11 protein-coding genes are annotated in these 15,090 nt (G+C 73.2%); all 11 read left to right on the forward strand.

What is annotated here, in order from left to right:
• The first annotated feature begins 214 nt into the window (after window positions 1–214).
• Window positions 215–1,336 (forward strand): mechanosensitive ion channel family protein, encoded by a 1,122-nt coding sequence (locus tag ACIRGB_RS17965; RefSeq protein ID WP_403865385.1) that lies wholly within the window; start codon window positions 215–217, stop codon window positions 1,334–1,336.
• Window positions 1,337–1,559: 223 nt separating this feature from the next.
• Complete coding sequence (locus ACIRGB_RS17970; RefSeq protein WP_403865388.1) at window positions 1,560–2,777, forward strand: ROK family protein; 1,218 nt, start codon at window positions 1,560–1,562, stop codon at window positions 2,775–2,777.
• 70 nt (window positions 2,778–2,847) lie between these two features.
• Window positions 2,848–4,185: an ABC transporter substrate-binding protein gene (locus tag ACIRGB_RS17975; protein ID WP_403865391.1), complete on the forward strand. Its 1,338-nt coding sequence runs from the start codon at window positions 2,848–2,850 to the stop codon at window positions 4,183–4,185.
• 6 nt (window positions 4,186–4,191) lie between these two features.
• Window positions 4,192–5,136 carry a carbohydrate ABC transporter permease gene (locus ACIRGB_RS17980; RefSeq protein ID WP_403865394.1) on the forward strand — a complete coding sequence of 315 codons (945 nt, stop codon included), beginning with the start codon at window positions 4,192–4,194 and terminating at the stop codon, window positions 5,134–5,136.
• Window positions 5,133–6,044 carry a carbohydrate ABC transporter permease gene (locus tag ACIRGB_RS17985; protein WP_403865397.1) on the forward strand — a complete coding sequence of 304 codons (912 nt, stop codon included), beginning with the start codon at window positions 5,133–5,135 and terminating at the stop codon, window positions 6,042–6,044. The genes ACIRGB_RS17980 and ACIRGB_RS17985 overlap by 4 nt, the downstream gene beginning before the upstream one ends.
• A gap of 7 nt (window positions 6,045–6,051) precedes the next feature.
• Window positions 6,052–7,317, forward strand: coding sequence for a 6-phospho-beta-glucosidase (locus ACIRGB_RS17990; RefSeq protein WP_403865400.1), 1,266 nt, complete (start codon window positions 6,052–6,054; stop codon window positions 7,315–7,317).
• The gene (locus ACIRGB_RS17995; RefSeq protein WP_403865404.1) at window positions 7,308–8,279 is read left to right on the forward strand and encodes an N-acetylglucosamine kinase; all 972 of its coding nucleotides are present in this window, start codon (window positions 7,308–7,310) and stop codon (window positions 8,277–8,279) included. Before ACIRGB_RS17990 ends, ACIRGB_RS17995 begins: the two co-directional genes overlap by 10 nt.
• A 154-nt stretch (window positions 8,280–8,433) precedes the next feature.
• A complete protein-coding gene (locus ACIRGB_RS18000) occupies window positions 8,434–9,798 on the forward strand; it encodes a hypothetical protein (protein WP_403865406.1) in 1,365 nt (454 codons plus the stop codon).
• 83 nt (window positions 9,799–9,881) lie between these two features.
• Window positions 9,882–10,931 carry a glutamate ABC transporter substrate-binding protein gene (locus tag ACIRGB_RS18005; RefSeq protein ID WP_403865409.1) on the forward strand — a complete coding sequence of 350 codons (1,050 nt, stop codon included), beginning with the start codon at window positions 9,882–9,884 and terminating at the stop codon, window positions 10,929–10,931.
• Between the two features lie 71 nt (window positions 10,932–11,002).
• The gene (locus tag ACIRGB_RS18010) at window positions 11,003–12,337 is read left to right on the forward strand and encodes a hypothetical protein (RefSeq protein ID WP_403865412.1); all 1,335 of its coding nucleotides are present in this window, start codon (window positions 11,003–11,005) and stop codon (window positions 12,335–12,337) included.
• Window positions 12,338–12,395: 58 nt separating this feature from the next.
• Complete coding sequence (locus tag ACIRGB_RS18015; protein ID WP_403865415.1) at window positions 12,396–15,089, forward strand: tetratricopeptide repeat protein; 2,694 nt, start codon at window positions 12,396–12,398, stop codon at window positions 15,087–15,089.
• Window position 15,090 lies beyond the last annotated feature (1 nt).

Consider the following 15,090-nt stretch of genomic DNA (forward strand, 5'->3'; position numbering starts at 1 on the left):
CTGGGAGTGTTTTCGACCACACGGAACCCGCGGTCCTGGGCGTGACCAGTTCGGGCGCGGGTGAGCAGTGTCTCCCCCGCCCGTTTCGGGCCGAACCGCGCCCGGTGCCCCGTTAGTGTGGTGCATCTGCCCGTCCGGTGACCTTTCCGTGACCTTGGACCGGACCTCGGACCGGACCGCGCAGGACGGGCCGCCGCATCTGGAGGTTTCCGCCGTGTCCCTGTCCGCCGCCGTCCCGCCCCTGCTGGCCGCCGGTTCGTCGTCCTCGCCTTCGTCGTCGCCCTCGCCGTCGCCGTCACCGACGACCCCGACCGTGCCCTCGCTGAAGGAGGCCCACGAGAGCGCGACGAACGCCGCGGGCTGGGTCGAGGAGAACTGGTCGACGTGGCTCGCGATCGGGCTGCGGGTGCTGCTGATCGTGGTGATCGCGGTGGTGCTGCGCGCGATGGTGCGGCGGGCGATCACCAAGCTGATAGACCGGATGAACCGCAGGAGCGGGGCGTCCGGCGGCACCGCGCTGAGCGGCCTGCTGGTCAACGCCGAGCGGCGCCGGCAGCGCTCCGAGGCGATCGGGTCCGTCCTGCGCTCGGTGGCCAGCTTCCTCATCCTCGGCACCGCCGCCCTGATGGTGCTCGGCACCTTCCAGATCAACCTGGCCCCGCTGCTCGCCTCCGCCGGTGTCGCCGGTGTCGCGATCGGCTTCGGCGCCCGCAACCTGGTCACCGACTTCCTGTCCGGCGTGTTCATGATCCTGGAGGACCAGTACGGCGTCGGCGACAGCATCGACGCGGGCGTGGCCTCCGGCGAGGTCATCGAGGTCGGGCTGCGGGTGACCAAGCTGCGCGGCGTCGACGGCGAGATCTGGTACGTCCGCAACGGCGAGGTCAAGCGCATCGGCAACCTCTCCCAGGGCTGGTCCACGGCCGGGGTCGACGTGACCGTCCGCTCCGACCAGGACCTGGACCGGGTGAAGGAGACCCTCACCGCGGTCGGCGAGCGGATGAGCAAGGAGGAGCCCTGGAACGAGATGCTCTGGGGGCCGATCGAGACGCTCGGCCTGGACTCCGTACTGCTCGACTCCATGGTGGTGCGGGTCTCCGCGAAGACCATGCCCGGCAAGGCCCTCACCGTCGAGCGTGAGCTGCGCTGGCGCATCAAGCGGGCCTTCGACGCGGCCGGTATCGCGATCGTCGGCGGCGCCACCGTCCCGCTGGAGGGCGCCCCGGCCGCCGCCGACCCGACGGCGGGCGTCGCGGCCCCCTCGGCGTACGCGAGCACCGCGTCGCCGCAGTCCATGGCGGCGTCCCCCATTCCGCCGCCCAGCACCAGCAAGTAGCCGCGCCCCGCGCGCTTCCCGCCCCCGAGGTGACGACCGCGTCGCCTCGGGGGCGGACTCTTGACGGCTCCCCGCGGCGGGCCTACGTTCTCCAGCCAACAGGAAACTTTCCTAACAGACGCTCGCCAGGCGTACCGCCGGAACGTTTCCGGTGGTCCGCGCGGTGGACTTCCCCCACCGCCCCCTGAAAAGCTGAGCGGTCGAGAGGCAGGTGTGGACACGCATGGCAGGAACCGCCGGTACGCCGGGCACCCCGCGCGTCCTGCGCGCCATGAACGACCGGGCCGCACTCGACCTCCTGCTGGAGCACGGGCCGCTGTCCCGGACCCGGATCGGCAAGCTGACCGGCCTGTCGAAGCCGACCGCCTCGCAGCTGCTGGCCCGCCTGGAGGCGGCGGGGCTGGTCCTGGCGGGGGGCACGACCGAGGGCCGCCCGGGGCCCGGCGCCCAGCTCTACGAGGTCAACCCGGCCGCCGCCTACGCCGCCGGGCTCGACGTCGCCCCGGGCCGCATCCTGGCCGCGGTCGCCGACGTCACCGGGCGTACGGTCGGCCGGTACGAGCTGCCCACCCCGGGCCGCCGCCCCGCCGTCCCCGTCGTCCAGCAGGTCACCGATGCCCTCGACGGCGCGGTGAAGGCCGCCGGACTCGCCCGCGCCGACGTCCACCGCCTCGTCATCGGCACGCCGGGCGCCTTCGACCCCGGCACCGGGCGGCTGCGGTACGCCTCCCACCTGCCCGGCTGGCACTCCCCCACGCTCCTGGAGGAACTCGCCGCCGCCCTGCCGATGCCGGTGGAGTACGAGAACGACGTGAACCTCGCCGCCGTGGCCGAGCAGCGCCTCGGCGCGGCCCGGGGGCACGAGGACTTCGTCCTGCTGTGGAACCAGGAGGGCCTGGGCGCCGCCCTGGTCCTGGGCGGCCGGCTGCACCGCGGCTGGACCGGCGGCGCCGGGGAGGTCGGATTCCTGCCGGTGCCGGGCGCCCCGCTGGTGCGCAAGGTCAGCCGCACCGGCAGCGGCGGCTTCCAGGAGCTGGCCGGTTCCCAGGCCCTGCCGGGACTGGCCCGGGAGCTGGGCGTCGCGGACGTGCCCTCGGGCCCGCACACCGAGGTCGCCGCCGCCCTGGTGGCCCGCGCGGCGCGGGCCGGCTCCGGCGAGGACCCGCACCGCCGCCTGCTCCAGACCTACGCCACCCGCCTGGCCACCGGCCTCGCCTCCCTCGTCTCGGTACTGGACCCCGAGCTGGTGGTCCTCAGCGGCACCTCCCTCACCGCGGGCGGTGAGGCGCTGCGCGACCTGGTCCGGGACGAGCTGGAGGACCTGGCCGCCTCCCGGCCCCGGCTCGCCGTCGGCGCCGTGACCGAGGACCCCGTCCTGCGCGGCGCACTGGAGAGCGCGCTCGCGGCCACCCGCGACGAGGTCTTCGACACCTCGCGCTGACCCCGCCCCACCCCGCCGGCTCCACCCCGCCCCACCCACCTGTCCCCACCCTGCCCCTGGGAGCTTCGCCATGCCCGGAATATCCAGGAAAGCGGCCCTCGCGATCGCCGCCTCCGCCTCCCTCGCCCTGCTCGCCACCGCCTGTACCGGCCAGTCCGAATCCGGCGCCTCCGACGACCCCGACGCCGAGACGACCCTCACCTTCTGGCACGGCTGGAGCGCGCCCGCCGAGGTGAAGGCCGTCCAGGCCAACGTGGACCGCTTCGAGAAGGCGCACCCCCACATCAAGGTGAAGGTCGTCGGCAACATCAACGACGACAAGCTCAACCAGGCCCTGCGCGCGGGCGGTTCGAACGGCCCCGACGTGGTGTCCTCGTTCACCACCTCCAACATCGGCAAGTTCTGCTCCTCGGGCGCCTTCCTCGACCTCAAGCCGTTCATCGAGAAGTCCAAGCTCGATCTCGACGCGCTGATCCCGAAGCCGATGCTGGAGTACACCCAGTTCGAGGGGACGCGCTGCGCCCTGCCGCTGCTCGGCGACGCCTACGGCCTCTACTACAACAAGGACGCCTTCGAGGCGGCCGGGATCAAGGCACCGCCCAGGACCTGGTCGGAGTTCGCCCGGGTGGCGAAGAAGCTGACGAAGACCAAGGGCGACGGGTACCAGCAGCTCGGTTTCATGCCGAACTACCACGGCTACGAGAGCGTCGTCGACCACTACATGTCCCAGTGGGACCACGCGTACTTCGACGAGGACGGCAGGTCGAACGTCGCCGAGGACCCGGCGTTCGCCGAGATGTTCAGGTACCAGAAGAAGCTCGTCGACGACCTCGGCGGCTTCGAGAAGCTGGAGCGGTACCGCAACACCTTCGGCGACGAGTGGGGCGCCAAGCACCCCTTCCAGACCGGCCAGGTCGCCATGCAGCTGGACGGCGAGTGGCGGCTCGGCATGGCGAAGGACGCGGGCGTCGGCTTCGAGATCGGCACCGCGCCGATGCCCGTCGCCGACGACGAAGTGGCCGAGTACGGCAAGGGCTTCCTGTCCGGCACCGTCATGGGCATCGCCCCGCAGAGCAAGAAGCAGAACGCCGCCTGGGAGCTGGTGAAGTACATGACGACCGACACCGGGGCCGTCGTCGCCTTCGCCAACGCCATCCGCAACGTGCCCTCCACCTTCCCGGCCCTCAAGTCGCCGGACCTGAAGACCGACCCGGCGTTCCAGACCTTCCTGGACATCGCCCAGCACCCCGAGTCGAACTCCCCGCCCGCCTCCGTCAACGGCGCCACCTACCAGCTGACCCTCCAGGACTTCGGCTACCGGTACGAGTCGGGCAAGGTGAAGGATCTCGAGGCCGGTCTGGAGAAGACCGCCGCGCAGATCGACCGCGACATCGCGCAGGCGAAGTAGCGATCCATGGCCACCCACACGCTCCGCGCGAAGCGCCGGTCCGCGGCGCTTCGGACGGCGGCCTTCATGTCACCGTGGCTCGTCGGGTTCGGCGTCTTCTTCGCCTATCCCCTGGTGTCCACCGTGTACTTCTCGCTGATGAAGTACGACGGCTTCGGCGTCCCGGAGTTCCGGGGCCTGGAGAACTGGGCGTACGTCTTCCAGGACTACCCGCTGTTCTGGCCCGCGCTGCGCAACACCCTCTGGCTGGTCCTGGTGATGGTGACCTGCCGGGTGGCGTTCGGGCTCGGGGTGGGACTGCTCATCACGAAGATCAAGTCGGGCGCCGGTGTCTTCCGCACCCTCTTCTACCTGCCCTACCTCGCCCCGCCCGTCGCCGCGACCCTCGCCTTCGTCTTCCTCCTCAACCCCGGTACGGGGCCGGTCAACTCGGTCCTGGAGGGCCTCGGCGTGCCGGCGCCCGGCTGGTTCACGGACGCCGCCTGGTCCAAACCGGCGCTGACCGCGCTCGCGGTGTGGGGCGTGGGCGACCTGATGGTGATCTTCATGGCCGCGCTGCTCGACGTGCCGAGGGAGCAGTACGAGGCGGCCGAGCTGGACGGGGCGTCGGCCTGGCAGCGGTTCCGGTTCGTGACGCTGCCGAACATCTCCCCGATCGTGCTGTTCGCCGTGGTCACGGGCGTGATCCAGACCATGCAGTACTACACGCAGCCGCTGGTCGCCGGGAAGGTCGCCTCCGGGATCATCGGCGGCTCCGGCCAGTCCTTCGAGCCCGGCTATCCCGACCAGTCGACCCTCACCCTCCCCCAGCTCGTCTACAACCTCGGCTTCCAGCGCTTCGACTACGGCGCCGCCTGTGTGGTCGCGCTGGTGCTGTTCGCGCTGGCGATGGCGTTCACGGCGCTGCTGATGCGCCGCCGGGGCGGTCTGATCCAGGCAGGTGACCGATGACCACCCAAGTACCGACGGCCCAGGTGCCGACCCGGCCCGCCGCGGCCGGCAGCCCGCCGCCCTCCGAGGAGCGCACCGCCCGCCGGCGCGTGCTGCTGCACTGGATCGCCGTCCACTCCCTGGGCGTGGCCGCCGCCCTCTTCTTCACGCTGCCGTTCGTCTTCGTGGTGCTCACCTCGCTGATGAGCGACCAGCAGGCGCTCACCCGCGACCTGTGGCCGCACACCTGGCAGTGGGGCAACTACCGCACGGTCCTGGACACGCCCGGCTTCCTCACCTGGTGGAAGAACACGCTGCTGTACGCGGGGCTCGGCACCGTGCTGACCGTGGCGTCGTCGATCCCGGTGGCGTACGCGCTGGCCAAGTTCCGCTTCCGGGGCCGGCACCTGTCCCTGATGCTGGTGATCTCGATGATGATGCTGCCCCCGCAGGTGATCGTCATCCCGATGTACCTGTTCTGGGCCAAGCAGCTGGACCTGTCCGGCACGCTGTGGCCACTGATCGTCCCGATGGCCTTCGGCGACGCCTTCTCGATCTTCCTGCTGCGCCAGTTCCTGCTGACCGTCCCGGACGAATACCTGGACGCGGCGAAGGTCGACGGCTGCGGGGAGCTGCGCACCCTGCTGAAGGTCGTCCTGCCGATGGCGAAACCGGGCATCGCGGCGGTGGCCCTCTTCCAGTTCTTCTACGCCTGGAACGACTACTTCGGCCCCCAGATCTACGCCTCCGAGAACCCCGGCGCCTGGACGCTCTCCTACGGCCTGGAGTCCTTCAAGGGCGCCCACCACACCGACTGGAACCTCACCATGGCCGCGACCGTGCTGGTCATGGCCCCCGTGATCCTCGTGTTCTTCTTCGCGCAGAAGGCGTTCGTCGAGGGTGTCACGCTCACTGGAGTAAAGGGTTGATGTCTGTATGAAACTCACCGTGGTCGGCGGCGGTTCGACCTACACGCCCGAACTGATCGACGGCTTCGCCCGGTTGCGGGACACGCTGCCCGTCGAGGAGCTGGTCCTCGTCGACCCGGCGGCGGACCGCCTTGAGCTGGTCGGCGGCCTCGCCCGGCGCATCCTCGCCAAACAGGGGCACCCCGGCCGCGTGGTCACCACCTCGGACCTGGACGCGGCCGTCGACGGCGCCGACGCGGTCCTGCTCCAGCTACGGGTCGGCGGCCAGGCGGCCAGGCAGCGGGACGAGACCTGGCCGCTGGAGTGCGGCTGCGTCGGCCAGGAGACGACCGGCGCCGGCGGCCTCGCCAAGGCGCTGCGCACCGTGCCGGTGGTGCTGGACATCGCCGAGCGGGTGCGCCGGGCCAACCCGGACGCCTGGATCATCGACTTCACCAACCCGGTCGGCATCGTCACCCGTGCCCTGCTGCGGGCCGGGCACCGCGCGGTCGGGCTGTGCAACGTGGCGATCGGGCTGCAACGCAAGTTCGCCGCGCTGCTCGGGGTGGCGCCCGCCGACGTCCACCTGGACCACGTGGGCCTCAACCACCTCACCTGGGAGACCGGCGTACGCCTCGGCGGCCCCGAGGGCGAGGACGTGCTGCCCCGGCTGCTCGCCGAGCACGGGGACACGGTCGCCGCCGACCTGCGTCTGCCCCGGCCGCTCCTGGACCGGCTCGGCGTCGTCCCGTCGTACTACCTGCGCTACTACTACGCCCACGACGAGGTCGTCGACGAGCTGCGCACCAAGCCGTCCCGGGCCGCCGAGGTGGCGGAGATGGAACGGCAACTGCTGGCGATGTACGGCGACCCGGCCCTGGACGAGAAGCCCGCGCTGCTCGCCAAGCGCGGCGGCGCCTACTACTCCGAGGCCGCCGTCGACCTCGCCGCCGCCCTGCTCGGCGGCGCCGGCTCCCCGTACCAGGTGGTGAACACCTCAAACCGGGGCACGCTGCCCTTCCTCCCCGACGACGCGGTGATCGAGGTCCCGGCGGCGGTGGGCGGCAAGGGTGCCTCCCCGCTGCCGGTGGCGGACGTGGACCCGCTGTACGCGGGGCTCATGGCGAGCGTGACCGCGTACGAGGACCTGGCCCTGGACGCGGCCCTGCGCGGCGGCCGGGACCGGGTCTTCCGGGCACTGCTCGCCCACCCGCTGGTGGGCCAGTACGCGTACGCCGAGCGGCTCACCGACCGGCTGATCGCGCACAACCGGGAGCACCTCGCGTGGGCCTGAGCGCGAGCGTCCTCGCCGTCGACGCGGGCAACAGCAAGACCGACGTGGCCGTGGTGGCGGCCGACGGCGAGGTCCTCGGCACGGCGCGCGGCGGGGCCTTCCGGCCGCCCGCCGTGGGGGTCGAACGGGCGGTGGACGCCCTGGCGGACGCGGTGGCCCGGGCCTTCGCGGCGGCCGGGGTCACCTCCGTCGACCACGTGTCGGCGTGTCTGGCCAACGCCGACCTGCCGGTGGAGGAGGAGCGGCTGGCCGCCGCGCTGCACGCGCGCGCGTGGGGCACGAGCGTCGCGGTCCGCAACGACACGTTCGCGATCCTGCGGGCGGGCGTCGCCGAGCCGCTGGGGGTCGCCGTCGTGTGCGGGGCCGGTGTCAACTGCGTCGGCATGCGCCCCGACGGCCGCACCGCCCGCTTCCCGGCCATCGGCCGCATCTCCGGCGACTGGGGCGGCGGCTGGGGGCTGGCCGAGGAGGCGCTGTGGCACGCCGCGCGCGCGGAGGACGGCCGGGGCGGGCGCACGGAACTGGCCCGCGCCCTGCCGGCCCACTTCGGCCTCGGCTCGATGTACGCCCTCATCGAGGCCCTGCACCTGCGGCGGATCGAGCCGGCACGGCGGCACGAACTGACCCCCGTGCTGTTCGCCACGGCGGCCGACGGCGACCCGCTCGCCCGGTCGATCGTGGACCGGCAGGCCGACGAGGTGGTCGCCATGGCCACGGTCGCGCTGACCCGCCTCGACCTGCTGGCCGAACCCGCGCCGGTCCTGCTCGGCGGCAGCGTGCTGGCGGCCCGGCATCCGCAGCTGGACGAGCGGATACGGGAACGGCTGGCGGCCCGTGCCCCCAAGGCCGTGCCCCGGGTGGTGACGGCCCGGCCCGTGCTGGGCGCGGTGCTGCTGGGCCTCGACCACGTGGGTGCGGCGCCCGGGGCCCGGGAGCGGGCCCGGGAGTACTTCGCCGCCTGAGCCGCCACGGGAACCGAACCGGTTCCCGTGGCGTATTCATGGGCAGGGGTGGTGCGTTGCACCGGGATCACATCAAGATCGGGCCAAGGCCGGTGCGCATGTCGGTGCGGGCAGCGATACTTGCGGCGACGGATGACCATGGGGGAGGTCAGCAGTGACACAACCGCCGAAGAGCGGCGCGGCACCGCCGCCGGACACGGCGCCGCGGCGTACCGCCTTCGCCGAGGGCGTGGACCGGCTGCGCGCCGCGGCGGTCACCGAGCCGGGGCGGCTGCGCATCATCGGCGCGGTGCTCGCCGTGCTCGTCGTCGCCTTCGGCACCGTCACCGCCTGGCAGATGAACGAGCGGGCCGCGGCGGCCGACGACGTGCTCACCCGCAGCCAGCCGCTCAGCTCCGCCGCGGCCGACATCTACCGCTCCCTGGCCGAGGCCAACACGGCGGCCTCCAGCGGCTTCCTGGCCGGCGGCCAGGAGACCGAGGACTCCCGCACGCGCTACGACAACGGCATCCGTACGGCCGCCGACGGGCTCGTGACGGCCGCCGCCAACTCCGAGCCGAAGTCCCCGGCGGCGACGACCATCGCCGAGCTGAACCGCCTGCTGCCCGAGTACAAGGGCCTGGTCGAGCGCGCCCGCACCTACAACCGGCAGGGCTTCCCGGTCGGCGGCGCCTATCTGCGCTACGCCAACGAGAAGATGCAGAAGGAGATGCTCCCGGCGGCGGAGGACCTCTACAAGAAGGAGAACCAGCGGCTGGGCGCCGACTACGGCGACGCCAAGCCCTACCCCTGGGCGGCGATCGCCCTCGGCGTCGTCCTGCTCGCCGCGCTGGCCTGGGCCCAGCACCGGAACTACCGGCGCACCAACCGCGTCCTGAACCACGGCCTGGTCGCGGCGACCGCCGCCTCCGCGGTGGTGCTGCTCTGGCTGGTCGTCGGCCACAGCGTCGCCCGGTCGAACCTGACCGACTCCTACGAGCACGGCGTGCGCTCCCTCAACGCGCTGAACGAGGCCCGTATCGCCTCCCTCAAGGCGCGGGGCAACGAAAACCTGACCCTGGTCTCCCGCGGCGCGGAGACGACCAAGGTGGGCGACACGACGTACGACTCCTACGACCTGGCCTTCGGCAAGAATTTGGACAGCCTCGGCGCGGCACTGGCCGAGGCGGGGCGGCTCGCCGACGACAAGGCGGGCGAACAGCCGGTCGACACGGCGAACGGCACCATGGCGGAGTGGAAGAAGCGCCACGCCTCGGCCCGTACCCAGGACGAGAACGGCAACTACCAGCGGGCGCTGAACCTGGTGATCGGCGGCGACGGCGCCACGGTGGAGTGCTTCGACGGCGTCGACACCGCGCTCGCCACCGCGCTGAAGCACGAGAAGGCGGAGTTCGAGCAGGCGGCGGGCGACGGCCTGGACGCGATGGGCTATCTGCCGCAGGGCGCGGGCGTGCTCGCCGCGCTGGGGGCGGCCGGAGCGCTGATCGGCATCGGCCGCAGGCTGTCGGAGTACCGGTGAGCCGGGGTGCGGGCCCGGCGGGCCGGTGGGAAGGGGTGCCCGTGAAGGCCGTGGAGGCAGGACCCGGGAAAGGGGGCGTGAGGATGCGTGCCGGACGGTGGCGGGCCGGCCTGAGGGGCTGGGGCGGCGTGGGGGCGATGGCCTTCGCCTGCGGCCTCGCGGTGCTGGCGGCCCTGCTCCTGCCGCTGGGCCCCTGGCACGGCACGGGCGGCGGTGGCGGTGCGGACGACGACGGTCACGGCGCCGCCCGCGGCAGCCAGGCGCGGGCCGCGCAGGAGTGCGCGGACCCGGAGAAGCAGACCCTCGCCCCGTCCGGGGACGGCGGCCCCACCATCGACGAGATCCGCGCCCGCGAGGGCGAGAAGCGCAAGCTGGTCGTCGGCGTCGACCAGAACAGCTACCGCTGGGGCTACCGCGACCCGAACAGCGGCGGCGACGCCGAACTGGAGGGCTTCGACATCGACCTGGCGCACCGGATCGCGAAGGACGTCCTCGGCGACGAGAACGCCGTGCAGTTCAAGGCGATCCCCACCGACCAGCGCATCCCCGCGATCCAGGACGGCCGGGTCGACATGGTGGTCCGCACGATGACCATCAACTGCGACCGGCTGGAGGACGTCGCGTTCTCCGCCCCCTACTTCAGGACCGGTCAGCAGGTGCTGGCCCCCAAGTCCTCGAAGATCACCGGGTACGACGGCACGCTGGCCGGCAAGGAGATCTGCACGGCGGCGGGTTCGACGGCGCTGAGCACGCTGGAGCAGGACCGGAAGGACGGCAGGCTCGCCGAGGGCGTCGACCTGCGCACCACCGTGCCCAACCAACTCGACTGCCTGGTGCGGCTCCAGCTCGGCGAGGTGGACGCGGTCGTCACCGACGGCGCCCTCGCCGCGAGCCAGGCCGCGCAGGACCCGACGGTCGAGCTGAAGGGCGACGCCTTCACCACCGAGTACTACGGCGTGGCGATGAAGAAGGACGCCGACGATCTGGTACGCCGGGTCAACCGGGTCCTCGAGGAGTGGCGCGCGGACCGGACGGGCGGGTGGCAGCACTCGTACGAGAAGTGGCTGTCGCAGACCATGGACGGCGCGGCCAAGTCGCTGCCGCCGACCCCGCAGTACGTGCGCAGGAGCTGACCGGCGGCGGCGCAGGCGAGGACAGAGCACACGCACGGCACACGCAAGTCCGCTACGGCGAGAGGTGATCGATGGGCGACACGGGACCCACCGGGCCGGTGATGGACCGGGACGAGGTGGACCGTGCGCTGGCGCGGCTCGGCGCGGAGCACGAGGCGATCGAGACCTCGCTCCTGGCCCTCCAGGACCACGCGGGCCGCAGACTCCTCGAGGGCGCCGAGCTGACCGGTGTCACCGCCGAGCGCTGGAGTGCCGCGGAGGCGTCGATCACGCTGCTGTGGGCCTACTTCGACGCGTACACGGGCGCGTTGCGCACCGCCCGGGAGATCCGCTCCCGGCGCCGCTGGTCCAGCCGCGAGGACCTGGCGGAGCTGACGGAGCTGCTGCGCGGCGAGGCCGTCACGGTGTCCGGCGCGGCCGCCGCCACCGCGAACGCGCCCGCCCCGCACGGCGGTCCGGGCCGGCTCAGCGAGCGGTACTCGCTGGTGACGCTGGTGGAACGGATGAACCAGCTCTACGCGACCTCCCTGGACATGGTGGTCGCCGCCGACGCGGTGTGGTCGGCGCTGCCCGCCCGGATCGATCTGCTCGCCGCCGAGCTGCGCCGCACCCGCGAGCTGGCCCACTCCGTGGGGGTGCGCCCCGGCGAGCACCCGGCCGGCGACGACCTGGAGCGGATCACCCGCACCCTGACCCGGCTGCGGGAACAGGTGATCTCCGACCCGCTGGCCTTCTGGGCGCCCGCCCAGGGCAGTTCGGCACCGGGCGGCGGCCGTCCGGACACCACGGTGTACGACCGGGAGGCGCGCGCCCTGGAGGAGGTGCGCCGCGAGATCGACGCGGTGCTGGCCGTGCGCCAGGACGCCGAGCAGCGGATCGTGCGGCTGCGGGACGTGCTCTCGCGCGCCGACCGCACGCTGGCCGAGGCCCGTACCGCGCGCGGCGAGGTGCTGGCGAAGATCGCCGCGACGGAGGTGCCGGTGGTCGGCGGGCCGCCGATCGTGCTCCAGGAGCAGCTCGCGGCGGCCGCCGAGTACCGCAGGCACGCCCAGTGGCACCGGCTGTCGCCGCTCCTGGAGTCCCTGGAGGAGAAGGCGGAGGACGAACTGCTGCGGGCCCGGGAGTCGTTGACGGCGGTCACCGCGCCGCTCGCGGTCCGCGCCGAGCTGCGCGGCCGGCTCGACGCGTACAAGGCGAAGATGGCCCGGCTGGGCCACGCCGAGGACCCCGAGCTGGCCGAGAAGTACGAGAAGGCCCGCCGCATGCTGTGGAGCGCGCCCTGCGACCTGCGCGTCGCCGAGCAGGCCGTGCTGCGCTACCAGCACGCGGCGGCCGAACTGCTCGGCACCGCACGGCGCGTGCCCGGCCAGGGCGGCCCGGTGGACCGGACGGGACCCGGCGCATGAGGGGCGACCGGCGCACGAAGGGCGGCCCGCGCACGCGCGAGCAGGGGGAGGCAGCGTCATGAGTGAGGCAGGGCGGACGTGTCAGCGTCCCGGTTGCGGCGGGACCTACGAGGACATGGGCGGCGGCGAGCTGTACTGCGACACGTGCGGTCTCGCGCCGGTCGTCGCCGCGGGCGGCACGCTGGGCTCGGCACCGACCGGCGTCACCGGGGGCCGGGGCTCGCGCGGATCGCGCGGTTCGTCGGGCGGTGGCGGTTCCCGCTCCAGCGCCCGCAGTTCCCGTACGTCCTCGCAGTCGTCGAAGTCCCGGCGCTCCGTGTCGGGGCGGCTCTCACGAGCCGTGTCGGGCCGCTCCACGGGGCGTTCGGTGTCGGTGCGCAGCTCCGGTTCGGGCGTGGGTTCCACCGCGCGCGGGCGCCTCGGCGCCGGGCTCGTCGAGGTGCCGGCGGTGCCGCGGCCCGACCCGCGCGAGATGGTGATGGACCGCCCGGAGGTGCCGGAGCGCAAGCGGTTCTGCTCGCGCTCGGACTGCGGGGCGCCGGTCGGGCGGGCGCGCGGCGAGCGGCCGGGCCGCACGGAGGGCTTCTGCACCAAGTGCGGCCACCCGTACTCGTTCGTGCCCAAGCTGAAGGCCGGGGACGTGGTGCACGGCCAGTACGAGGTGGTGGGCTGCCTCGCGCACGGCGGCCTCGGCTGGATCTACCTCGCCGTCGACAAGGCGGTCTCCGACCGCTGGGTGGTCCTCAAGGGCCTGCTGGACACCGGCGACCAGGACGCGATGGCGGCGGCGATCTCCGAGCGGCGCTTCCTCGCCGAGATCGAGCACGCCAACATCGTGCGGATCTACAACTTCGTCGAGCACCTCGACCAGCGCACCGGCTCCCTCGACGGCTACATCGTCATGGAGTACGTCGGCGGCAAGTCACTCAAGGAGATCGCCAACGCCCGGCGCTCCCCCGAGGGCCGCCGTGATCCGCTGCCGGTCGAGCAGGCCTGCGCGTACGGCATCGAGGCGCTGGAGGCGCTCGGCCACCTGCACAGCCGCAAGCTGCTGTACTGCGACTTCAAGGTCGACAACGCGATCCAGACCGAGGACCAGCTCAAGCTCATAGACATGGGCGCGGTGCGCCGCATGGACGACGACGAGTCGGCCATCTACGGCACGGTGGGCTACCAGGCCCCGGAGGTCGCCGACGTCGGCCCGTCGGTGGCGTCCGACCTGTACACGGTCGGGCGGACCCTCGCCGTGCTGTCGTTCGACTTCCAGGGCTACACCACCGTGTACGCGGACTCGCTGCCCGACCCGGACAGCATCGAGGTCTTCCGGCAGTACGAGTCGTTCTACCGGCTGCTGGTGCGGGCCACCGACCCCGATCCGGCCCGCAGGTTCGCCTCCGCGCAGGAGATGGCGGAGCAGCTGACGGGCGTGCTGCGCGAGGTGGTCTCGCTCCAGACGGGCCGCGCCAGGCCCGCCGTCTCCACGCTGTTCGGGCCCGAGATCCGGGTCACGGACACGGAGTTGTTCCCGCGCCTGGACGGCGAGGTGTCGCGGCTGGGGGCCAGGGTGCCGGGTCCGAGACGGCGCCGGGGCGGCTCCGGTGCGGCCCTGCCGGGCGGGGCGGGCCCCGCGCTGCCGGGCGGGTCCGGTCCCGCCGTGGGCGCGCCGGGCGGGACCGTCGCGCACGCCCCGCCGGTCGGCGCGGCCGCGGGGCCGGCCGGAGCGCCGGTGGCCGCGCCCGGGGGCGCGAGCGCCTCGCTGCCGGGCGCGGTCAGCACGGTCGGCGGTCTCGGCACCCCCGCCGCCGGCCTGGTCAAGGGGGCCGACGCGCCCACCGCCTCGCTCGCGCTGCCGGTCCCCCGGGTGGACGCCGGTGACCCCAACGCGGGTTTCCTGGCGGGCCTCATGGCGTCCGCGCCGGCCGAGCTGCTGACCGCGCTGGCCGCGGCCCCGGCGCCGTCGACCGAGACCCGGCTGCGGCAGATCAGGGCCCTGCTGGAGAACGGCGACGCGTCCGGCGCGCTGGCGGCGCTGGGCACCCTGGAGAGCGAGCACCCCGACGACTGGCGGGTGGTCTGGTACCGCGGTCTGTCCGCACTGGTGACCGGCGCCCACGAGGACGCCGCGCTGGCCTTCGACGCGGTCTACGACGCCTTCCCCGGCGAGATCGCGCCCAAGCTGGCGCTCGGCCTGTGCGCGGAGGTGCTGGGGCAGCTCGACAACGCCGCCGAGTACTACCGGCTGGTGTGGTCCTCCGACCCGAGCCATGTCAGCGCGGCGTTCGGGCTCGCCCGGGTGCAACTGGCCGCCGGTGACCGGGCCGCTGCCGTACGGACGTTGGAATCCGTGCCGGAGACGTCCGTCCACTGCACCGCGGCGCGCGTGGCGGCCGTACGGGCGCGGCTGCGGCAGCGCACCGCGGCGGCGGGCGACCTGGGGTTCCTGGACGATCTGGTCGCCGCCGCGCGGCAGGTCGAGGCGCTGGACGTGTACGGTCTGGACCCGGCGCGGCGCGAGCAGCTGTCGGCCGAGGTCCTCGGTTGCGCGCTGGACTGGGTACTCTCCGGAGGTCGGGGTTCCGTCCCGCCCGCCGCCGGGGGACGGACGCTGCTCGGCAGCGGCCTGGACGAACGCGGGCTGCGCTTCGGTCTGGAGCGTTCGTACCGCACGCTGGCCCGGCTGGCGCGGGGCGGCGAGGAGAGGATCGACCTGGTGGAACGTGCCAATCGTTACCGCCCCCGGACGTGGGTGTAGT

It is taken from the genome of Streptomyces sp. NPDC102490 (assembly GCF_044765285.1).
Classification (GTDB): domain Bacteria; phylum Actinomycetota; class Actinomycetes; order Streptomycetales; family Streptomycetaceae; genus Streptomyces.

Coding starts and splice junctions, on each gene's coding strand:
- ACIRGB_RS17970 (WP_403865388.1), top strand. CDS start 1,560: ATGGCAGGAACCGCCGGTACGCCGGGCACCCCGCGCGTCCTGCGCGCC.
- ACIRGB_RS17975 (WP_403865391.1), top strand. CDS start 2,848: ATGCCCGGAATATCCAGGAAAGCGGCCCTCGCGATCGCCGCCTCCGCC.
- ACIRGB_RS17980 (WP_403865394.1), top strand. CDS start 4,192: ATGGCCACCCACACGCTCCGCGCGAAGCGCCGGTCCGCGGCGCTTCGG.
- ACIRGB_RS17985 (WP_403865397.1), top strand. CDS start 5,133: ATGACCACCCAAGTACCGACGGCCCAGGTGCCGACCCGGCCCGCCGCG.
- ACIRGB_RS17990 (WP_403865400.1), top strand. CDS start 6,052: ATGAAACTCACCGTGGTCGGCGGCGGTTCGACCTACACGCCCGAACTG.
- ACIRGB_RS18005 (WP_403865409.1), top strand. CDS start 9,882: ATGCGTGCCGGACGGTGGCGGGCCGGCCTGAGGGGCTGGGGCGGCGTG.
- ACIRGB_RS18010 (WP_403865412.1), top strand. CDS start 11,003: ATGGGCGACACGGGACCCACCGGGCCGGTGATGGACCGGGACGAGGTG.
- ACIRGB_RS18015 (WP_403865415.1), top strand. CDS start 12,396: ATGAGTGAGGCAGGGCGGACGTGTCAGCGTCCCGGTTGCGGCGGGACC.